Genomic DNA, 20,132 nt, shown 5'->3' with positions numbered 1-20,132 from the left:
TTCGTCCCGCGGGGCGGCCGGAGGGCCGGAGAGGAACCGGGAGGGATTTCTTGATCGTCGGCATGAAGGGTGCCGCAGCGAGCTGTCAGCCGTGGGGTTCATGATGGGGGGCGTGACCTCGACGTCCAGAAGACTCGACCGCTCAGCCGTCGGCAAGGGCGCCGGCCGGCTCGACTGCGACGTGCTGGTGATCGGCGCCGGCGTCGTCGGACTGTCCACCGCCTACGCCCTCACCCGCCGGGCCCCCGGAACCCGGGTCACCGTCCTGGAGAAGGAGCCCGGCCCTGCCCGGCACCAGACGGGGCGGAACAGCGGGGTGATCCACAGCGGCGTCTACTACCCGCCCGGCTCCCTCAAGGCGCGCTTCGCGCTGCGGGGCGCTGCCGAGATGGTCAAGTTCTGCGCGGAGCACGGGATTCCGCACGAGGTCACCGGCAAGCTGATCGTCGCCACCGAACACGAGGAACTCCCCCGGCTGCACGCCCTCATCCAGCGCGGCCGCCAGCACAACATCCCCGTCAGGGAACTCGGCCCAGCCCAGATCTCCGAACGCGAGCCCCATGTGCGGGGCCTGGCCGCCATCCACGTCGGCACGACGGGCGTGTGCGACTACGTGGCCGTCACCCGGCAGCTCGCCCGCCTGGTGCACGACGCCGGCGCCGAGGTGCGGTACGCCGCCGCAGGACAGGTCGCGGTGATCGACCGCCGCCCCGGCCGCGGCGTCGCCGTACGGACCGCGGACGGGACGGTCCTGCGGGCACGCGCACTCGTCAACTGCGCGGGACTCCACTGCGACAGCGTCGCCCGCCTCGCCGGAGACACCCCGCAAGCCAGGATCTTCCCCTTCCGGGGCGAGTACGCCGAGCTGGCCCCCGAGCGCGAACACCTGGTGCGCGGCCTCGTCTACCCGGTGCCCGACCCGGCCTTCCCCTTCCTCGGCGTCCACCTCACCCGAGGGGTTCACGGCGGTGTGCACGTCGGCCCGAACGCCGTGCCCGCGCTCGCCCGCGAGGGCTACACGTGGTCCGCCGCACGCCCCGCCGAGCTGGCCGGACTGGCCGCACACCCCGGCACCTGGCGGATAGCCCGCCGCCACTGGCGCTACGGCGCCGGCGAGATCCGCCGCTCCCTCTCCAGGCCCTCCTTCACCGCCGCCGTACGGCGCATGCTGCCCGAGGTGACGGAGGCCGACCTGCGCCCCGCACCCGCCGGGGTACGCGCCCAGGCCGTGCTGCGGGACGGCACGCTCGTCGACGACTTCCTCTTCGCGGAGGGCCCGCACACCGTCCACGTCCTCAACGCCCCCTCCCCGGCCGCGACCGCCTCCCTCCCGATCGGCCGAGAGATCGCCCGCCGGGCGTCGGCGGTACTGGCCGACGCCTGATCCCCGCCCGACGTCCTTCGAACCACTGGTGCCGAGCGGCGCGCTCTGGCCAGTCGGTCACCGACAGTCGGCCCTCGACCACGGACCGGACGAGCCCGTCACCGGCTGCCGGCCCCGGTGACCCCTTGCACAACCGTCACCGGTCAAACCGGTGACGGTTGTGAAAGGGGCCCTACCCTCCCGGTCGACGGGCGGCGCCGCCGCTGCGGTCCGGCTGCCCGTAAAATCGAAGCATCGTGTCCGAAAGCAAGAACTTCTCTCCGAACGACGGCCTCACCCGCGAGGATCTCGCCCGCCGGGACCTCGACCACGAGGCCGCCCCCGCCGATGCCACCCACGACGCCCACGACGGCCCCGCCGACTCACCCGGTTCCGACCGCACCGACTCCTCCGACGCGGAGCCGGAGCCCCGGCCCATGGCCCGGATGTTTCCCCCCGGCTCCGGGCCCTCGCCCGACCCCGCCGGGTCGCACCACGAGCGCCGTATCCGCAGCTTCCAGCCCCGCCGCAGCCGCGTCACCAAGGGGCAGCGGACCGCGTTGGAGCGGCTCTGGCCCCGGTGGGGCTTCGACGTGGACGGTATGCGCCGGCTCGACCTCGGCAAACTCTTCGGCGACCCCGGCCTGCCCATCGTCCTGGAGATCGGCTTCGGCATGGGCGAGGCCACGGCCGAGATGGCGGCCGCCGACCCGGCCACGGGCATCCTCGCCGTCGACGTCCACACGCCCGGCCAGGGCAACCTCCTCCGCCTCGCCGACGAGCAGGGCCTGGACAACGTACGGGTCGGCAACGGCGACGCCATCATCCTGCTGCGCGAGATGCTCGCCCAGGACTCGCTCTCCGGCCTGCGGATCTACTTCCCCGACCCGTGGCCGAAGGCCCGCCACCACAAGCGGCGACTGCTGCAAACCGAGTTCCTCGACCTGGCCGCCGGACCGCTGCGACCGGGCGCCCTCCTGCACTGCGCCACGGACTGGGAGGAGTACGCCGAGCAGATGCTCGACGTACTGTCGGCGCATCCCGAGTACGAGAACACCCGGCCCGACGGCGGCTACGCACCCCGCCCCGCGCACCGTCCTCTGACCCGTTTCGAAGGGCAGGGCCTCACCAAGGGACACGCGGTGCGCGACCTGGTGTTCCGACGCCGCTGAGCACGCGGCCGCGGCCCGCAGGGAACGGACCGGGCCGTCCCGGACGTCCGGGCCGTTGTTGCTGCGCCATTGCCGCAGGGCCGCAGCGCATGTCACCCACACTGGTTACTGTCGATGCGTGCATGACGAGGCATCCGGCGCCCCAGGCGCGCCGCCGAACCCGATGACGTCCGGGCAGCCCTCCGGCCCGCCCGCGCCCGTCCCCTCGGCGCGCCCTGCCCAGCCGCAGGACGCCCCGGCGGGACACGACGGTGGCCACCCGCCCCCGGAGGCGGGGCATGCGCCCCACCCCGACCGGCACGCCCCGACGGCTGCCCCGCCCGCACAGCCGCACACAGCCGCCCAGAGGCCGCCGGCCCCGTACGCTCCCCCGCCGTCACCCGGACCCGCCCCCCACCCCGGGGGCGGGATCGGGCTCCCCTACTCCGCCGTGCCGACGCACCCGGTGCCGTCCTGGTGGCAACGGCACCGCAGGACGCTGCGCGCGACCGCCCTGATCGTGCTGCTGACGCTGTGCGGCCTGATGATCCTGGCGCTGGTACGGGAGCAGACAGGCACGGCGGGCCTGCTCGTCGGGTTCGGGCTCGCGCTCTTGCCCGTCCCGCTGCTGCTGACCGCGTTCCGCTGGCTGAGCGCACCGCTGCCCGCGCCGTGGCGCACCCACCTGTTCGCCTTCGCGTGGGGGGCCTGTGCGGCGACGCTGGTCGCCATCCTGGCCAACGGCTTCGCCACCGACTGGCTGGCCTCTTCCGTCGTCGTCGACTCACCGCACGAGGCCGACACCCTCGGCGCCACCGTGATCGCCCCGGTCGTCGAGGAGACCACCAAGGCGGCGGCCGTCCTGCTGCTCTTCCTCTTCCGCCGCCGTCACCTCGACAGCGTCGTGTCAGGGATAGCGGCGGCGGGCATCACGGCCGCCGGTTTCGCCTTCACCGAGAACATCCTCTACCTCGGTACCGCGTTCGACCAGGACGCCGCACTGGGACCCGACGGCCTGGCCGGCTCGGCGACCGCGGGCACGTTCCTCATCCGCATCATCTTCGCGCCGTTCGCCCACCCGCTGTTCACGGCGATGACCGGCATAGCCTTCGGCATGGTCGCAGCCCTGCCACGGCGCCGCCGCATCCTGCGTACGGTGCTGCCGCTGCTGGGCTGGTTCACGGCAGTGCTGCTGCACGCGATCTGGAACGGCTCGGCGTCCTTCGCCAACTACACGTTCCTCGCCGTGTACGGGCTCTTCATGCTCCCGGTGTTCGGCGCCCTGACGTGGCTGGCCGTCTGGTCACGCCTGCACGAGTTGCGGATCGTCCGCGAGACGCTGCCCGCGTACGCGGCGGCGGGCTGGTTCAGCGAGCCGGAGCCCTGGTCGCTCTCCTCCATGCGGGCCCGCTCGATGGCCCGCGCGATGGCCCGCCGCAGCCACGGCCCCGCCGCGGCCCGCACCGTGGCCGCCTACCAGCACGAAGCCACCGCCCTCGCCCTCCTCCGCTCCCGCGCCACCAACGGCGCCACAGCCCCCGACTTCGCCGCCCGCGAGCACCAACTCCTCAACTCCCTCCGCGCCAACCACCCCCTCTCCGGCCCCCCCACCACCAGCGCCGCCCTGGCCCTGAGCCGCCCGCCCATCCCTCCGCAGGCATGGGCGGGTTATTCACCCCGATGACCACCCGCCCCGGGGGACGTTGGGGGCTCTCAGTTCGGCCCGGTGAGCCATGCCTCCATACGGCCGGGCCACCGCGATCGGTGTGATCCGAGATACTGCACGTCGATGTGGTGTTCGCCCACGCGGTATAGGTCAGCGAACTTTCTACCTTCCAACGTGTCAATCACTTGAAAATCGTCTGTGATTTGGAGGGCTCCACGATCGAATCGGATGTGACAGTTAGGGCAGAGGCACAGGACATTTTCGAGAATATCCGGCCCGTCGTAGGGGCGCCCAAGCGCCTTGATGTGGGCACAGTTACTAAACGCCTGCCCCTCGGGGGCCACCACCACCCTGGCCCTGCACATCTGACATGTGTCCCTGTACAGCTCTTTGACACGCTGGACGATGCGCAGATCGCGAGCAGGCTCTTCCCGAGCAGCAACGAGGCGACGGACCCTTTGTTCAGCCTCGGTTTCTATGACGGGGCGCGGACGCGGTGGCGGAATAGACTCCTCATCGCCATGGAGCTTGTGTAGTTCGAACTGGCAAATCTGAAAACCCTCTTTCCCCGAGACTTTCCAGAAGTCAACGATGTGGTACAAGCCCTCATATCGATATCCACCCGTGGCCTTGCCACGCTTGATGGCGAGCCCCTTGATGACTCGCAAAGGCTTTCTGAGAGCGCTGGTCAGTACGAGCCCGGCGTTACCAGGAGACGACCAGTTCTGATCACGTACCTGAGCACCGTTGCTACCACGCCCGCCATGCCCTGTGTAGAGGATGACGTCACCGCACTCTCGATCGTCCGGGTAGCCACCGCTCATCACAATGGAGTCCGCTCCTTCGCGCGCTCCTCCGGCGATGCCCGCTTGGAGAGAGCGATGCACCTTTGCGTTATACAGCGCCTGTCGGCTGGAGAAGGTGTCCCCCTCGTTGACACCGGGGACTCTTCCGAACAGGACAGGGAGGGAAGTTGTGGCCATGCGCTCAAGCATGGCCACCACGCCACCTCGGGGCAACGCGTTACTGAGTGCAAGCCTCCTCTCTGCGCAGCTCACCGGATACCCACTCGACGAAAGAGAGGTCTTGCGGGAGCCAGGGCACCTCATAGAGGTCGTGGAACGAGAGCCAGCGGAGTCGGTCGTGATCCTGAAGCGGTTGCGGGTCTCCCTGCCGGAGACAGACTCGCCAAGCCCGGAGCACCATGTTCTTGGTGAGGCGGTGTTCGCCGGGGATGCGGTGCAGGGCGTGGGCTTCGACACCGAGTTCTTCGCGAAGCTCGCGGGTCACGGCTTGCGTGGGTGATTCGCCTGGCTCGATCTTGCCGCCAGGGAGCTCCCAGAAACCAGCAAGATCCGCCGGTGCGCTGCGGCGAGCAGCGAGAAGGTGGCCACTCTCGATAAGAGCCGCTGCAACGACCACGCGCTGCGCATGCACGGCAGCAGATTCCGTCATGGCCGCCAGATTACGACGGCGAAGCCGCATGGCTGCGGCGGTGACGGGAGCACACGAATACCGGATCGCCATGGCGACGCGCCGTTCGCAGGTTCTAGGGCTCAGCGCCCATCAGGCGAGGACCCGTCGACGCTGAGCCCGAACCGGGGTTACGACGAGGCGTCGGTGAGGAGGTGGAGTTCGTCGTGGGTGAGTTGGAGGTCGGCCACGGCCATGAGGGCCGGGAGTTGGTCGACGGTGCGGGCGCTGGCGATGGGGGAGGTGACGGTGGGCTGGGCGAGGAGCCAGGCGAGGGCGACGGTGGCCTCGGGGGCCTGGTGGGCGCCGGCGACCGTGGAGAGGGCCGCCAGGACACGCTGGCCCCGCTCGGTGGCCAGGAGTTTGGCCGCCTGACCTGACCTGGCGCCCTCGGGCGGCTGTTCGCCGGGCTGGTACTTGCCGGTGAGGAAGCCGGCGGCCAGCGCGTAGTACGGGAGCACGGCCAGGGACTCGCGCCGGGCGAGGGTTTTGAGCTCTCCCTCGTACGTGTCGCGGGAGACGAGGTTGTAGTGGGGCTGGAGTGCGACATACCGGGCAGTACCTTCGCGGTCGCTGAAGGCGAGGGAGGCGGCCAGGCGTTCGGGGGAGATGTTCGAGGCCGCGATCTCACGGACCTTGCCGGCCTTGACCAGGTCGTCCAGCGCCTGGACGATCTCGGAGACCTCGACCGACTCGTCGTCGAAGTGCGTGTAGTACAGGTCGATGCGGTCGGTCTGCAAGCGGCGCAGCGAGTCCTCACAGGCGGCCTTGATGTTCTGCGGGGCCAGTCCCATGCGGTCGGGGTGCCGGGCGACCTTGGTGGCGACGACGACGTCGTCGCGGACCGCGGGGCCGCGTGCCGCGAGCCACTGGCCGATCACCGTCTCGGACTCGCCGCCCGAGTTGCCCTCCACCCAGGCCGAGTACCCGTCGGCGGTGTCGATGTGGTTGCCGCCGCCTTCGGTGTAGGCGTCCAGCACGGCGAAGGACGTGTCCTTGTCCGCGGTCCAGCCGAAGACGTTGCCGCCGAGGGCGAGCGGCGCGACGGACAGCTGACCGATCCTCTTGCTGGCGTTCATCTGCATGCCGCGACCGTAGCGCGCCGCCTCCCTCCGGTGCGGGCACAGCGCGCGAGACTCCCCCGCGCGGCCGTGGGAAGCGGCAGTCCCGCAGGCGCCCCCACGAGCACGTGCGGGGCCCCCGTCGTCGAAGGCGGGTCAGACGTTGACGCCCTTGTCGCGCAGCCACGTCAGCGGGTCCACCGGGGCGCCGCCGTCGGGGCGGACCTCGACGTGCAGGTGCGGTCCCGAGGAGTTGCCGGTGGAGCCGACGCGTCCGATGACGTCGCCGGTGCTCACCTTGTCGCCCGCCGACTTGGTCATGGACGAGAGGTGGCAGAACCACAGTTCCGTGCCGTCGTCCAGTTCGAGGACGACGCGGTAGCCGTACGAGCCGGCCCAGCCGGCCTCCTTGACGGTGCCGGTGTGGATCGCCTTGACGGGGGTGCCGTTGGGAGCGGCGAAGTCCTGTCCTGTGTGGTCGTTCTGCCATCTGCCGCCGGACTGGCCGAAGCCGGCGCTGAGCTGGTAGGAGGCGACCGGGGCGACATAGCTGCGGGCGAGTTTGGCCCGGCGTTCGGCCGCTGCCTCGGCCTTCGCCGCCTCGGCGGCTTCGGCCGCCTTCGCCTCCGCGGCCTCGCGCCGGCGTTCGTCCCTGGCCTCGGCTCGCGCGCGTTCCTCAGCGGTCGCCCGCTTCGCGGCCTGTTCCGCGGCGGCGCTCGCGGCCTGGCGTGCCGCGTCCTCGCGGGCTTGTGCGTCCGTCGCGGAGCGGTGGCGCTCGGCCTGCGCGAGGATGCGGGCCCTGAGCGCCTCACCGGCGCTGCCGCCGCCCGTGTCGGCGGCAGCGGCCGCGTCGGCTCCGTGTGCCGCCTGGCTGCCGCCCGTTCCCCGGGCACCGTCCCGGACGTCAGCGTCGTCGGAGACGAACGCTCCGAGGCCGGGGATGTCCTCGGCGTCGGGCAGGTGGTCGGTCAGGTCCCGCGCGGTGTCGGCTGCGGCGCCGAGGTCGGGCACGGATATGGAGCCGGGGTCCTTGTCGTGCGCTGTGGCCATGCCGCCCGCGCCCACGGCGGCGATCATGCCGACGCCGAGGACGGCCCCGCCGCGCGCCACACCGCCGGTCCGCTGCCGGGCGACCCGGTGCTTGCCGCGCAGGGAGGGGGTGGCCTCGTCGGTGGGGTTCCACTCCTCCCAGGGGCCGTCCCCGCCGGAGGACTCGCGCGCCCCTGACTTGGGCTCGCCGTACGGGTGCGCGGTGCCATGCGGTTGCGCGATGCCATGCGGTTGCGCGGTGCCATGCGGTTGCGCGGTGCCATGCGGTTGCGCGGTGCCATGCGGTTGCGCAGGGCCGTCCGGAGTGCCGTGCGGGCCCGTTGTGCCGTGCGGATGCGGGGCACCGCTTGGGTGCGCGCCGCCGCCGTACGGGAGCGGACCGCCGTACGGCTGCGGGCCTCGGTACGTTTGCGGGCCGCCGTACGTTTGCGGGCCGCCGTGAGGGGCCGACGCGGGGGTGGGAACGGGGGAGCCGACGGTGCCGGACCGCGGGTCGTACCCGACGGCCTCGGGGGCAGGGCCCTGGGATGTGGACGCCACGGTGGGCGCTCTCCTTTCCTTCCTTCTCGCCTACCGGGTTAGCTGACGGGTTCGGAGCAGGAAGGTCTCCTACGGGCATCCCGTGCGGGGCACCCGATTCACCCCGGTCCTTCCCGACGTGCTGACGAGAAGGGGTGGTTCCCCGGTTCCCGCGGGGCCCGGCCGGTGAGTTGGGCCGGCTGGTGCTCCGTGTGCGGGATTCGGCGTCGGCGCACGGTGCCGTCTTCCGTGACGACAGTGACGACCGTGCCGTGTTATCGGACGGTAATAGAACAGCACCCGAGTTTCCAAGCCGATCCCCACAATTGCCGCTCCCTTGCGACCTTCCGACCGTCCGGCCACCCGACCGTCCGGCCGTGCCGACGCGCGAGCGCTACGAGGAGCCCGGTGGGCGGCGAAGCGGCCGGGAGAGGGCAGGGGCCGGGATCACGTGCTCTGGCGGGTCTCGTGGGCGACAGCCAGCAGCGCCATGTCGTCGACCGCCTCGCCACCCGTGTGGTCGGCGACGTCGATGAGGACGGTTTCCAGCAGTTCCTCCGGGTCGGCGAAGTAGCTGCGGGACAGCCGTCCGGCGGGGTCGTAGAAGACGCCGTGGGCGTTGCGGGCCTCGGACAGGCCGTCGGTGTAGAGGAGGAGTTGGCTGCCCGCCGGGAAGGGCACCTCGTCGATCTCGTCGGGCCACACGCCCAGTTCCGTCATGCCGAGCGGGAGCGCGGGTTCGTCCGGTTCCAGGAGCGTCGTGCGGCCCTGGTGGAGCAGGACGGGACCGGGGTGGCCGCGGTTGACGAGGCGCAGTACGGGGCCGGAGCCGGCGTGCTGCGGCGCTGTCCCGCCCGGCGTGGCAGGGCCGGGATGGGGCGGGTGGGCGGGGATCTCCACGAGCACCGCGGTGGTGAAGCCCTCGAACCGCGCGGTGCCCAGCTGCCGCCGTCCTTCCCGCTGGAGGGCGCGGTCGAGGCGGGCCGCGACGCCGGCGAGCGTCTCTTCCTGTTCGGCCGCCTCACGGAAGGCACCCACCACGATGACGACGGCCTCGACCGCGCCGAGCCCTTTGCCGCGCACGTCACCGAGGAGCAGCCGTACGCCGTACGGGGTCTCCTCGACGGCGTAGAAGTCGCCACCGATGCGGGCGTCCGTCTGTGCGGCGCGGTACCGGGTGGCGAACACCAGACCGCCCGCACGGGTGGGCGGCGTGGGCAGGACCGCGAGCTGGACGGCCTCGGCGACGACACGGGCGGAGGCCAGCTGCTCGCCGCTGCGACGGAGCACATAGTTGACGCCCACGGCGAGCGCGGAGACGGTCGCGATGGTGATGGACCGGGCCTCGGGTTCGATGTCGGGGCCCACCTCGTCGTGCAGCCAGGTCAGCAGGGCGACGGTGCCCGAGGAGGCGACACCGGCGACGACGGTGGCGCGGAACGAGAGCAGTGCGGCCGCGGCCAGTGGCGTGGCGGCGAAAGGCGCCGAGACGGTCACGCCCGGCGGCGTGGCCAGCTCCAGGACGAGGCCCAGGGCGAACAGCGCGGCGGGGAGGAGCCGCGCCAGGCGCCGCAGCCGCCCCACGCTGTCCTCGTACCCGTCCGTCGGCTCGGTACCGCTCTCGTCCTCCCGGTCCCGGCTCCGGCCCGTCGGCCGGCTCGTCCCTCGGCCTGTCCGTCTCTCCACGCTCTCAATCTGGCCCGCCTGCGGGCGCCGGGCCACTCGGGCGTGGTCGGGTCGGGTGACTGGGGACGGCTGTCCGCGCGCGGCGTCCGGAAGCGGTAACACGGGTCCGGCCAGGCCGCACCCGTGCGTACGGCGAACGGGGCGCCACGCGCCGACCGCTCACCGTCGGGGAGGGGGGCCGGGGCAGACGGACGGCGCCCGGCACCCTCCCGTGGAGCCGGGCGCCGTCCGTGCGAGCCCTCTCGTCGCGGCTGACGCCTGTCCGCACCGCCCGTCACGGACAGCGGCGACGGTCAGCCCGTGCGTGTGTGGTTCAGCCGCCGGTGCCCGGGGCCAGCGGCCCGATCTTCGGGACGGACGCCGTCCCGCTCTTGGTGACCTCGCCGCCCGACCACGGCGCGGTGAGTGAGGCGTGCTCGTCGGGCGGGGTGACCTTCGCCGCGGACGGCTTCACCGTCGGGACGTCGGTCATCTCGGGGTTGGAGTAGGAGAGCGGCGCCCACGCGCTCTTTCCTGGCGCCAGTGTGACCGTACGCACCTGGCCGCCGGTCCTGTTCGGGTCGATGGAGACCTCCTCGCCGGCGCTGTTGACGAACGCGAGGCCGGGGTAGCCCCGCACGGTGCAGGTGGCGTCCGACTTGTTCGTGAACACGAGGGAGTAGTTCTCCTGGCCCGCGCCCGGGTGGTTCTGACCGAACGAGGCCCGCAGGTCGCCGGTGGCGCAGCGGGAGCCGGAATGCGAGCCGGCGTGTGTCCCGCCGGCACTGGAGTCGGCGCCTGAGTCCCCCGCCGAAGAGGACCCGGACGAGTCGGACGAGCCCGAGGAATCCCCCGACCCGGAATCGGACCCGTCGGAGCCGCCCTTCGAAGCGCCGTCCGTGTCGCCCTTGCCGCTGTTCCCCTGGTCGCCGCCCTTGCCGTCGCCTCCCTTGCCCTTGTCGGAGTCGCCTCCGGCCGGCGCCGCCTCGCCGCTGACCTTCTTCGGCGCCCCGTCCCCCGCGTCCTTGTCACCGTCGCCGCACCCCACCAGCAGTGCCCCCGCGGCCAGCACCGCCGTCGCTCCGGCCGCGACGCGGGCCACCCGGCGCCGGGGGCGGTGTCCGGCGCCCCCGGAAACGAGGGCGGGCCCCGTCGTCTCGTGCACGACCCGCTCACCTGTCACGTGTTGGCGCTGTGTCATGGCTGCCGTCACTCCCTGGTCACGCGTCTCGCGGTCGTTCGGCCGCCCGGGATGCCTCTCGTGTGTCCCTCACCAGCGTGCACCCCGGGCTCTTGCGCCGTACACACCGTTCGATGGCCGACTCCCCGAGAAAGTTCACGGTTTCGGGAATTTTTTTCGCCGCGGGTCTCCCGGCCGGGATCGGGGCCGGGGCAAACAGGGACATGCAGGGGCAATTCCGGCCGGCCGCCTTCACCCCTGCGACGCGCTGCTCACCTCCAGGCTGTCCAGGACCTTGTCCGTCCTGGCCACGCAGTCCTCGTCGCAGCGGATCTGCACGTACACGGGCGGCTTCCCCTTGTGCCGGGACGTGAGGCTGATCTCCTCCAGCGATATCCCCGAGGAGGCGCAGGAGGACCAGGTACGGATGCGTCCCTGCCAGTTCTCGCCCTTGTACGCGCGGCTCGCCGCGTCCTGGCAGGCGGTGCTGTGGCTGATCGCCCCGACCTTGTCCGCCAACGTGTCACCGGACTCCCCGGCGTCGGCCTTCGCACCGTTCTCACCGTTGGCGGCGTTCCCGTTCGCGGCGTTCGCACTGTTCGCGTCGTTTGCACCGTTCGCGCGCTCGTCGCCGTTCGCGCCGTCCGCGTCGGCTCCCTTGTCGTCGCTGTTCCCGCTGTCGTCGCCGAGACCGACGAAGACCCCGCTCGTCTTCGAGGTGAGGTCCTTCCAGCCCTTCACGTCCTGCGCGACGAGCATTCCGGGAGCGCGGTCGGCCGGCAGGCCGATCGACGACGGGCGCCACCCGTCACGTGACACCTCGCCCGCCCACTCCGCCGGTATCTTCATGCTGATACGTCCGCTGGCGTCGTGTAGGAGCATCTCGTCGGGCTTCTTCGGCTCGTCCGGCTTCAGCTTCACCACCGCCACCCCGGCGCCGGCCAGCGCCGCGACGGCGACGGTGAGGACGAGGGCCGTGCGCCCCCGGCGCCGGCGAGCGGCCGGAGGCGAGGCCGAGGGCGGCGCCGCGCCCGACGGTGGGGCGGCGGCCGACGAGGGCTCTCCGACGGTCGCCGCGTGCGCCTCGGCGACCGTGGAGGCCTCCGAATCCGCCTCCGTCACGGGGGAGATGTAGCCCACACGAGAGCCGCTCCCGGCCGGGGGCGCCCCGGCCGGCACCGCGCCGGACGAGACCGCGTCCGAGCGCACCGCATTCGCGTCCGACCGCACCGCGTCCGACCGCACCGCGTCGGACCGCGCCGCGTCGGACGGTGACGCGGGACCCGGCACGGAGGCGGCGGTCGGCGCGGGAGCGGCAGCCGACGGAGACGCCGCCCAGCTCGGAGTGTCGGAGCGGGCGGACGACGTCGGCTCCGCCGAGGACGCGGAACCCACGGAGTTCGCGGAGCTCCCGGGAGAGGCCGGGCCGCCCGGAGAGTCCGCCGAGGACACGGGGTCCGCCGAGGAGCCGGGGGCCGCCGACGAGGCGGCGGGGGGCCGGGAGGAGGCGGGAGACGCGGAGGAGACGGGCGCCGTGGGAGGCTCTGAGGCGGCCTCTCGCGCCGCGCGGGACGCGGGCGCGCCCGCTGGCCACTCGGCGGCCGTCGAAGCCTCCTCAGGTGCCTCCAGGCGCCCCTGAGCGCCTTGCGCGCCGCGACCGCCCGCACCGGCCGCACCGGCCGCGGCCACGCCGCCCGCGATGCCCGCAGCTCCCGCACCGCCCATGGCACCCGCACCACCCGCAAGGCCACCGCCGCCCGCCAGGCCACCGCGTCCCGTGCCCGGGTCCTCGGACAGGTGCCGGACGCTCTCCGCCAGCCGGTCCAGCTCGTGCGCGAAGGCACCCGCGGTGGGCCAGCGGCGGTCGCGGTCGGGCTCCAGGGCGCGTCCGACGACCTCTTCCAGCTCCGGCGGCAGCCCCGGGCGCACCCGGCCCAGCGGCGGTACCCGGCCCGGCGCCCCGGGAACGGTCCCGGTCACCAGGTGGTGGAGGAGGGCGCCCAGGCTGTAGACGTCGGCGCGGGCGTCGATGCCGTCGAACGGTTCCGCCTGCTCGGGCGCCATGTATCCGGCCGACCCGGCGACCACCGTCAGGCCCGAGGCCTGCGCGAGGTTCTTCGCCAGGCCCAGGTCGGCGACCAGCACCCGCTCGGTGCCCCGCGCGCCGCCGCTCGCCAGCAGCACGTTCGACGGCTTGATGTCGCGGTGCGCGACCCCCGCCTCGTGCAGCGCCCGCACGCCGCGGGACGCCTCGGCGGTGAGCCACAGCGCCTCGGGCACCGACAGCGGGCCTCCGGCCAGTCTGTCGGCGACCGTGCCGCGGTCCGCGTACTCCATGACGAAATAGGGGCGTTCGTCGTCCAGCTCGCCGACGTCGAAGACCTGGACGACGCCCCCCGAGGAGGCCTTGCGCAGCAGTCGCGCCTCGGCGAGGAAACGGTCGCGGATGTCCATACGGCAGGCCCAGTTCTCGGCCATCACCTTGACTGCGACGGGAGCCTCCAGCCGATCGTCGTGCGCGAGCCAGACGACGGCGAAGGCTCCGGATCCGAGGGGCTTCTCGACCCGGTAGCGGCCGAACTGATCAGGTGAGGGCATGCCCCTTATGATGCCTGGATGTGTCCCCCGGCTTCCGCAGACGCCGCGAACCAGCCCTTCGGCCCGACCGAACCGGCCACTCCGGCCGCCCCGGCCACACCAGCCGGCACGGGCGTCCCCCCAGGCGCCGCACCTCACGACAATGAGACCTTCGACCCCCGATCCCCCGACACCGAGACCCTCGCGCTGCTCGCGGCGCAGGGCGACAGCGCGTCCCTCGACGCGCTGCTCCGCGCGATCCGTCCCGACGTGGTCCGCCGCTGCGGCCGCTTCCTCCTCTACCGCGAGGACGCCGAGGAAGCGGCACAGGACGCGCTGCTCCAGGTCGCACGGAACATCCACCGCTTCGAGGGCCGCAGCCGCTTCAGCACCTGGCTGCACACCGTGGTGGCCAACTGCTCCCGGCAGAAGTACCGCGAGCTGAAACGCCGCGCGGCGGAGCAGCCCACGCTCCCCGACGAGGCGGGTGCGCCCGAGCGCCGTCCCGACCCCCGCACGACGAGCGTGATCGCGGGCTCCAAGGTGGACGTGCTCGAAGCGCTCGAACGCCTGGAGCAGGAGAGTCCCCACCTGGTGGCGCCCCTGGTCTACCGCGACCTGTGCCAGATGGACTACGCCGAGATCGTCGACCGTCTCGGCATCCCCCTGGGCACCGTCAAGTCCCGTCTCCACCACGCCCGCCGCCACATCCGTCCCTGGCTCACCTCCCAGGAGCTGTGACCGATCCCACGGTCCGGGCCCCGCGGCCCGGATCGCGGGCCGAGTGCGGCATGGTCGACTGAGGCCATGGCGGATGCGGCGGTGGCGCGGTTCGAGGCTCACAGGGGGCGGCTGTTCGGGATCGCCTACCGGATGCTGGGTTCGGCGGCCGACGCCGAGGACATCGTGCAGGAGGCCTACCTGCGCTGGCAGCGCGCCGACCAGGGGGCCGTCGCGACGCCCGGCGCGTGGCTGGCCACGGTCGTCACCCGGCTTAGCCTGAACGAGTTGGCGTCCGCCCGCGTGCGCCGTGAACGGTACGTGGGCCAGTGGCTGCCGGAGCCGGTGCTGACGGGGCCCGCCGGGGCCGTCGTCGCGTCGGAGCGCGGGGTGGCCGGCCGGGACGCGGCAGGGGCCCCGCTCGGGCCGCTGGAGACGGCCGAGCAGCGCGACTCCGTTTCGCTGGCCCTGCTCGTCCTGCTGGAGCGGCTGACTCCGCCCGAGCGTGCCGTGTTCGTGCTCCGCGCGGCCTTCGACTACCCGCACCGGGAGATCGCCGAGGTACTGGACGTCTCCGAGGCGAACTCCCGTCAGCTGTACCGGAGGGCGAAGCGGGCCGTCCACGAGAGCGCGCAGACCGCCAGGACGGAGACACGGACAGGCTCGGCAGCGCCCGACCGCGCGGGAGTGCCCGACCGCGCGGGAGTGCCCGCCGTGCCGTACCGGAGCCGCTGGAGCGGGCTGGTCGAGACGTTCGTGGCCGCGGCGCGCGAGGGCGATCTGGAGCGGCTGGAGCAACTGCTGGCCGAGGACGTGGTCTCGTACGCGGACGGCGGCGGCAAGGTCAACACCGCGCGGCGTCCGATCGGCGGCCGGGCCCGGGTCGCCCGGTACCTGGCCGGAAATCTGGAGCGGTTCGCGGCCGGGGTCGAACTGGTGCCGTGCGAGGTCAACGGCGGGCCCGCGCTGCTCGGGCTGGCGGCGGGGCAGCTGTTGGGCGTGCTGTCGCTGGACGTCGTGGATGGCCGGATCACGACCCTGCGGATCACCGCGAACCCGGACAAATTGAAGTACGCGGCGCAGCAGCTCGCCTCGTGGGGCGCGACCGTCCGGGCAGGCGGCCGGAGCGACGTCTGAGCCGTTCGCGGGACCCGTTGTCACATTCCGCGCCGCTGTCCGGTTCTCCCGTGCGGGACCCCCTCACCGGCAGGGCAGGTCCCGGGCACCCCCACCGAACCGGAGGCAGACCGATGACACCCGCGCCCTCTCCCCCGCACGAGAACGCCCACCGTCCCGCCGGGCCCGTCCTCGTGACCGGCGGCACCGGCACCCTCGGCCGTCCGCTCGTCGACCGGCTGCTGGCCGACGGCCTCCCCGTCCGCGTGATGAGCAGGAAGCCGCGCCGGGAGGGCGACGAGCGCCCCTGCGAGTGGGCCGTGTGCGACCTGGTCAAGGGCACCGGTGTGACGGAGGCCGTCTCGGGCGTGCGCGCCCCTCGTGAGAGCGCGACCGCTCCCTCGTGAGAGCGTGACAGCATGCCCTACGCGACCGCGGCCGACGGTGCCGCGCTCCACTACGAGGTCCACGGCGCCGGCGGCTCGCCGCTGCTGCTGTTGAGCGGGCAGTCCAACGACCACAGGTGGTGGGATCCGGTACGGGCCGACTTCGCCACGGTCTTCACCACCCTGGTCTGGGACTACCGGGGCACGGGCCGCAGCGACCGGCCCGACACCGACTCCTACAGCACCCCCGGCTTCGCCCGGGACGCGCTGGCCGTCCTCGACCACGCGGGCGTCCGACGGGCGCACGTGTACGGCACGTCGATGGGCGGCCGGGTCGCCCAGTGGCTGGCGGCCGACCACCCTTCCCGCGTCGACCGGCTCGTTTTGGGCTGCACCTCTCCGGGTGCCCCGCACGGCATCGAGCGGGGTCCCGAGGTGCGGCGTGCTCTCGTACAGCCGGACGCGCGGGCGGCCCGCGAGGCGCTGCTCGATCTGATGTACACCCCCGCCTACACCGCCCGGCACCCCGGCCCCTTCCACACCTTGGGCGATCCCTCGATGCCCGGGCACGCTCGCCGCCGCCACCTGAGGGCGAGCGCCGGGCACGACGCGTGGGAGGCGCTGCCCCGCATCGCGGCACCCACCCTCGTCGTGCACGGCACGGACGACCGTTTCAACCCCACGGCCAACGCCCCGCTGCTGGCGGGCCGTATCCCGGGCGCCGCCCTCCGGCTGATTCCCGGCGCCCGGCACGCCTACTTCGAGGAGTTCGCCCCTGAGGCGACGCCCCTGGTGGTCGGTTTCCTGCGCGACGGCGTGGCCGGAACGCCGCCGCAGGGACGTCCGTAGGGGGCCGGGCGCACGTGCGCGGTCCGCGGGTTCTTACGGGCCGGTGACACAGGAGCGGTGCGGCGGCGCCTGGCGGCCTCGCGGGCCTAGCGTGGTGCATATGCGCGTTCTTGTCACCGGCGGGGCCGGTTTCATCGGTTCACACATCGTCGACGCCCTGACGGAGGCGGGCCACGAAGCGGTCGTGCTCGACGCCCTGTTGCCGTCGGCGCACGAGGGGCGCGGCGAGCTGTCCTCGACGACCGTGCCGGACGTGCGGTGCCTCGTCGGCGACGTCCGCGACCCCGGCACCGTCGCCGACGCGCTGCGCGGCGTGGACGCGGTGTGCCACCAGGCCGCCATGGTGGGGCTCGGCAAGGACTTCTCCGACGCGCCCGCGTACGTCAGTTGCAACGACCACGGCACCGCCGTGCTGTTGTCCGGCATGGAGGCGGCCGGGGTGCGCTCGCTCGTCCTCGCCGGCTCGATGGTCGTCTACGGGGAGGGCCGTTACGTCTGCGACGAGCACGCGGAGGTGCGGCCGGGGCCGCGTGCGGTGTCCGAGCTGCGCGCGGGCCGGTTCGAGCCGCCGTGTCCCGAGTGCGGGGCGGCGCTGCGCCCCGGGCTCGTGGGGGAGGACGCGCCCACGGACCCGCGCAACACCTACGCCACCACCAAGCTGGCGCAGGAGCACCTGGCCGCGGCGTGGGCGCGGGCCGCCGGGGGACGTGCCGTCTCGCTGCGCTACCACAACGTCTACGGGCCCAGGATGCCGCGTGACACCCCGTACGCGGGGGTCGCCTCGTTCTTCCGCTCGGCCCTCGCGCGCGGCGAGGCGCCGACCGTGTACGAGGACGGGGCGCAGCGCCGGGACTTCGTGCACGTGCACGACGTGGCGGCGGCCAACGTCGCGGCGCTGGCCGCCGTCTCGGGCACGGAGACGGACACGGGCACGGGCACGGGCACGGACACGGGCGCGGGCGCGGGCACCGGCGTCGGGGAGCCGGGCGAGGGCGGTGGTGCGGGCAGCGCCGCGGCGTTCGCCGCCTACAACGTCGGCAGCGACGAGCCGCACACCATCGGCGAGATGGCCGCGGCGCTGGCCGAGGCCTACGGCGGGCCCGATCCCGTCGTCACGGGCGAGTTCCGGCTCGGTGACGTGCGGCACATCACCGCCTCGTCGCGGCGTGCGGCCCGCGAGCTGGGCTGGCGTGCGCAGATCGGGTTCGCCGAGGGCATGAAGGAGTTCGCGACGGCCCAGATGCGCGCCTCGTCGGGCCGTTGAGCCACGAGGGGGTCCGCCGCCGCTCAGCCGGCCTGGGTGACCGGGATCGTCAGCTCGAAGCAGCAGCCGCCGGTGACGTTGCGGACCGCCGCCGAGCCGTGGTGGGCCTCGACGATGCCCCGCACGATGGCGAGCCCGAGCCCCGCACCCGGCGGCGTACGGGCGTGGGTGCCCCGCCAGCCGGTGTCGAAGACGCGGGGCAGGTCCTCCTCGGGGATGCCGCCGCAGCCGTCCGTCACCGAGAGGACGACCGCCTCGTCCGTACCGCGGGCGTGCACCGCCACCGTGCCGTCAGCCGGGGTGCGGCGGATGGCGTTGACGAGCAGATTGCCCAGGACCCTGGTCATCTCGCCCGGATCCACCTCGACGGGGACGGCGGCCACCGCGTCCCCCACGAGCCTGACCCCGCTCTTGCGGGCGAGCGGGTCGGCGCCCGCCAGCGCCTCCTCGACGAGTTCGTCCACGGCCACCTGGTGGGTCGTCAGCGACAGTGCGCCCGCGTGGATGCGGGACAGCTCGAACAGGTCGCCGACCATGGAGTTGAGCCGCTCGACCTCGGCGCGGATCTGCCGCAGACAGCGCCCGGTGTCCTCCACCATGCCGTCCTCCAGCGCCTCGGACATGGCGCGCAGGCCCGCCAGTGGCGTCCGCAGATCGTGGGAGATCCAGGCGACCAACTCGCGCCGTGAGCTCTCCAGAGCGCGCTCGCGGTCGCGCGAGGCGGCCAGTTTCTCGCTGGTGGCGGCGAGTTCGCGGGTGAGCGCCGCGAGTTCGGCCGGGTCGTCGTCGGCGCCCTCGCGGGGTGTGGGGAAGCGGCCGCCGTCGCCGAAGGAGCGGGCCGCCGCGGTGAGCGCGTTGCTGCGCGCGACGACCCAGCGGCCCAGCAGCAGCGCGGTCGCCAGCGAGACGACGGCCGCCATGGCGACGACGGTCGTGATGACGAACAGGTCGTGGCGGGAGAGGAACATGGCCCAGGCGACGACGAGCGTCCCGGAGAACATGGCGACCACGGTGACCGTGGAGACGACCGTCAGCGACACGATCAGCGAACGGTGCCGCAGCGCGCGCAGCGCCAGCGCGCCGAGCAGCCCCGCGGCGGCGGCGCCCAGAAAGGCGAAAAGGGCGATCAGCAGCATGTCGTGCACGGCGTCTCAGCTCTCCCGGGCCCCGGCGGCGCCCGCGTCTGCGGGGGCCTGACCGGCGCCCGCGTCTTCGGGGGTCCGACGGGCATCCGGAGCCGGGGGGTCGGCGGAGGCGAGGCGGTAGCCCACGCCCCACACGGTCTGGATGAGCCGGGGGCGGGCCGGGTCGTCCTCGATCTTGGCGCGCAGACGCCGGACGTGGACGGTGACGGTCGACAGGTCGCCGAAGTCCCAGCCCCACACCTCGCGCATCAGCTCCTCGCGGGTGAAGGCGCGTGCCGGGTGCCGCAGCAGGTGCACGAGCAGGTCGAACTCCCGTACGGTCAGGTTGAGCTCGGCGCCGCTCTTGGTGGCCAGCCGGGCGCGCGGGTCGGCGGTCAGCCCCGCGACCCGCAGCGGCTCCCGGGGGCCCGGATCCCCGGCACCCGCCGTCTGCCCCGCCTGTGCGGGGTGGCCCGCGCCGCCGCCCGCGCCCCTGCTGCGCCGCAGCACCGACTCGACGCGCAGCACCAGTTCGCGGGGGCTGAAGGGCTTGGTCACGTAGTCGTCCGCACCCACCTCCAGGCCCAGTACGCGGTCGCTCTCGTCGCCGAGCGCGGTCAGCATGATTACGGGCACCGGCCCCTCCTCCCGCAGCCGGCGGCAGACCTCCAGGCCGTCCATGCCGGGCAGCATCAAATCGAGCACGACGAGGTCGGGGCGGCGCGCCGCCGCCCTCTCCAGCGCCTCGAAGCCGGTCTCGGCACGGTCGACGGTGTGACCGGCCCGATCGAGGTACCCGGCGACGACCTCGGCGACAGTCGGGTCGTCGTCGACCACCAGGACGTGGCCGGAAGGTGGTGTCTGCATGTGCTCAGGGTGGCACCGGACGGGAGGACGAGGCAGGCGGGCCGTTGACGGAGACGGGCGATGTCCGTGTTTCGTAAGGACACGCAGCCCGGAATGTCGCT

At 73.2% G+C, this 20,132-nt stretch carries 17 protein-coding genes and 1 riboswitch; of the genes, 8 read left to right on the top strand and 9 right to left on the bottom strand.

The window, feature by feature from the left end:
* Positions 1-100 precede the first annotated feature (100 nt).
* The 3 genes from lhgO (at position 101) to DQ392_RS32050 (ending at position 4,198) form a co-directional block, all read left to right on the top strand.
* Positions 101-1,384, top strand: a complete 1,284-nt coding sequence (lhgO, locus tag DQ392_RS32060) for an L-2-hydroxyglutarate oxidase (RefSeq protein ID WP_114019216.1) — start codon at positions 101-103, stop codon at positions 1,382-1,384.
* Positions 1,385-1,800: 416 nt separating this feature from the next.
* On the top strand, positions 1,801-2,535 hold the full coding sequence (gene trmB / locus DQ392_RS32055; protein WP_114019231.1) for a tRNA (guanosine(46)-N7)-methyltransferase TrmB: 735 nt from the start codon (positions 1,801-1,803) through the stop codon (positions 2,533-2,535).
* 430 nt (positions 2,536-2,965) lie between these two features.
* Positions 2,966-4,198: a PrsW family intramembrane metalloprotease gene (locus DQ392_RS32050; protein WP_245982229.1), complete on the top strand. Its 1,233-nt coding sequence runs from the start codon at positions 2,966-2,968 to the stop codon at positions 4,196-4,198.
* A gap of 29 nt (positions 4,199-4,227) precedes the next feature.
* Here DQ392_RS32050 and DQ392_RS32045 read toward each other — a convergent pair whose 3' ends face one another.
* From DQ392_RS32045 to DQ392_RS36060, 7 genes are all read right to left on the bottom strand, one after another.
* A complete protein-coding gene (locus DQ392_RS32045; protein WP_245982236.1) occupies positions 4,228-5,175 on the bottom strand; it encodes a YDG/SRA domain-containing protein in 948 nt (315 codons plus the stop codon).
* A 28-nt stretch (positions 5,176-5,203) separates the two neighbouring features.
* A complete protein-coding gene (locus DQ392_RS32040; RefSeq protein WP_114019214.1) occupies positions 5,204-5,635 on the bottom strand; it encodes a (deoxy)nucleoside triphosphate pyrophosphohydrolase in 432 nt (143 codons plus the stop codon).
* A 149-nt stretch (positions 5,636-5,784) separates the two neighbouring features.
* Positions 5,785-6,732, bottom strand: coding sequence for an aldo/keto reductase (locus DQ392_RS32035; RefSeq protein WP_114019229.1), 948 nt, complete (start codon positions 6,730-6,732; stop codon positions 5,785-5,787).
* A gap of 138 nt (positions 6,733-6,870) precedes the next feature.
* Complete coding sequence (locus DQ392_RS32030; RefSeq protein ID WP_245982226.1) at positions 6,871-8,304, bottom strand: M23 family metallopeptidase; 1,434 nt, start codon at positions 8,302-8,304, stop codon at positions 6,871-6,873.
* A 13-nt stretch (positions 8,305-8,317) separates the two neighbouring features.
* Positions 8,318-8,478: riboswitch (cyclic di-AMP (ydaO/yuaA leader) on the bottom strand.
* Between the two features lie 252 nt (positions 8,479-8,730).
* Entirely contained in the window at positions 8,731-9,969 is a 1,239-nt protein-coding gene (locus DQ392_RS32025; RefSeq protein ID WP_114019213.1) for a PP2C family protein-serine/threonine phosphatase, read from the bottom strand.
* 313 nt (positions 9,970-10,282) lie between these two features.
* A complete protein-coding gene (locus DQ392_RS32020) occupies positions 10,283-11,149 on the bottom strand; it encodes a DUF4232 domain-containing protein (RefSeq protein ID WP_114019212.1) in 867 nt (288 codons plus the stop codon).
* 231 nt (positions 11,150-11,380) lie between these two features.
* Positions 11,381-13,726 carry a protein kinase domain-containing protein gene (locus DQ392_RS36060; protein WP_181856659.1) on the bottom strand — a complete coding sequence of 782 codons (2,346 nt, stop codon included), beginning with the start codon at positions 13,724-13,726 and terminating at the stop codon, positions 11,381-11,383.
* A gap of 18 nt (positions 13,727-13,744) precedes the next feature.
* Here DQ392_RS36060 and DQ392_RS32010 point away from each other — a divergent pair, with 18 nt between their 5' ends.
* The 5 genes from DQ392_RS32010 to DQ392_RS31990 all read left to right on the top strand — a co-directional run bounded on the left by DQ392_RS32010 (position 13,745) and on the right by DQ392_RS31990 (position 18,040).
* Positions 13,745-14,446 carry an RNA polymerase sigma factor gene (locus tag DQ392_RS32010; RefSeq protein WP_114019211.1) on the top strand — a complete coding sequence of 234 codons (702 nt, stop codon included), beginning with the start codon at positions 13,745-13,747 and terminating at the stop codon, positions 14,444-14,446.
* Between the two features lie 66 nt (positions 14,447-14,512).
* Entirely contained in the window at positions 14,513-15,562 is a 1,050-nt protein-coding gene (locus tag DQ392_RS32005; RefSeq protein ID WP_114019210.1) for a sigma-70 family RNA polymerase sigma factor, read from the top strand.
* 113 nt (positions 15,563-15,675) lie between these two features.
* The gene (locus DQ392_RS32000) at positions 15,676-15,948 is read left to right on the top strand and encodes an SDR family oxidoreductase (RefSeq protein ID WP_114019209.1); all 273 of its coding nucleotides are present in this window, start codon (positions 15,676-15,678) and stop codon (positions 15,946-15,948) included.
* Between the two features lie 12 nt (positions 15,949-15,960).
* A complete protein-coding gene (locus tag DQ392_RS31995; protein ID WP_114019208.1) occupies positions 15,961-16,776 on the top strand; it encodes an alpha/beta fold hydrolase in 816 nt (271 codons plus the stop codon).
* 100 nt (positions 16,777-16,876) lie between these two features.
* Entirely contained in the window at positions 16,877-18,040 is a 1,164-nt protein-coding gene (locus DQ392_RS31990; RefSeq protein WP_114019207.1) for an NAD-dependent epimerase/dehydratase family protein, read from the top strand.
* Positions 18,041-18,063: 23 nt separating this feature from the next.
* On the opposite strand, the gene DQ392_RS31985 is transcribed toward DQ392_RS31990, so the two are convergent.
* On the bottom strand, positions 18,064-19,185 hold the full coding sequence (locus DQ392_RS31985) for a sensor histidine kinase (protein ID WP_114019206.1): 1,122 nt from the start codon (positions 19,183-19,185) through the stop codon (positions 18,064-18,066).
* A 6-nt stretch (positions 19,186-19,191) separates the two neighbouring features.
* Positions 19,192-20,031, bottom strand: a complete 840-nt coding sequence (locus DQ392_RS31980; RefSeq protein WP_114019205.1) for a response regulator transcription factor — start codon at positions 20,029-20,031, stop codon at positions 19,192-19,194.
* Positions 20,032-20,132 lie beyond the last annotated feature (101 nt).

Source organism: Streptomyces reniochalinae (genome assembly GCF_003323735.1).
GTDB lineage: Bacteria > Actinomycetota > Actinomycetes > Streptomycetales > Streptomycetaceae > Streptomyces > Streptomyces reniochalinae.
Note: the sequence above shows the minus strand (reverse complement) of the source record. Positions and strands in the feature narration are given on the sequence as shown.

What these genes read in the sequence shown, in the direction of transcription:
- lhgO (WP_114019216.1), top strand. Translation starts at nt 101, where the DNA reads ATGATGGGGGGCGTGACCTCGACGTCCAGAAGACTCGACCGCTCAGCC.
- trmB (WP_114019231.1), top strand. Translation starts at nt 1,801, where the DNA reads ATGGCCCGGATGTTTCCCCCCGGCTCCGGGCCCTCGCCCGACCCCGCC.
- DQ392_RS32045 (WP_245982236.1), bottom strand. Translation starts at nt 5,175, where the DNA reads ATGCTTGAGCGCATGGCCACAACTTCCCTCCCTGTCCTGTTCGGAAGA.
- DQ392_RS32040 (WP_114019214.1), bottom strand. Translation starts at nt 5,635, where the DNA reads ATGACGGAATCTGCTGCCGTGCATGCGCAGCGCGTGGTCGTTGCAGCG.
- DQ392_RS32035 (WP_114019229.1), bottom strand. Translation starts at nt 6,732, where the DNA reads ATGAACGCCAGCAAGAGGATCGGTCAGCTGTCCGTCGCGCCGCTCGCC.
- DQ392_RS32020 (WP_114019212.1), bottom strand. Translation starts at nt 11,149, where the DNA reads ATGACACAGCGCCAACACGTGACAGGTGAGCGGGTCGTGCACGAGACG.
- DQ392_RS36060 (WP_181856659.1), bottom strand. Translation starts at nt 13,726, where the DNA reads ATGCCCTCACCTGATCAGTTCGGCCGCTACCGGGTCGAGAAGCCCCTC.
- DQ392_RS32010 (WP_114019211.1), top strand. Translation starts at nt 13,745, where the DNA reads ATGTGTCCCCCGGCTTCCGCAGACGCCGCGAACCAGCCCTTCGGCCCG.
- DQ392_RS32005 (WP_114019210.1), top strand. Translation starts at nt 14,513, where the DNA reads ATGGCGGATGCGGCGGTGGCGCGGTTCGAGGCTCACAGGGGGCGGCTG.
- DQ392_RS32000 (WP_114019209.1), top strand. Translation starts at nt 15,676, where the DNA reads ATGACACCCGCGCCCTCTCCCCCGCACGAGAACGCCCACCGTCCCGCC.
- DQ392_RS31995 (WP_114019208.1), top strand. Translation starts at nt 15,961, where the DNA reads ATGCCCTACGCGACCGCGGCCGACGGTGCCGCGCTCCACTACGAGGTC.
- DQ392_RS31990 (WP_114019207.1), top strand. Translation starts at nt 16,877, where the DNA reads ATGCGCGTTCTTGTCACCGGCGGGGCCGGTTTCATCGGTTCACACATC.
- DQ392_RS31980 (WP_114019205.1), bottom strand. Translation starts at nt 20,031, where the DNA reads ATGCAGACACCACCTTCCGGCCACGTCCTGGTGGTCGACGACGACCCG.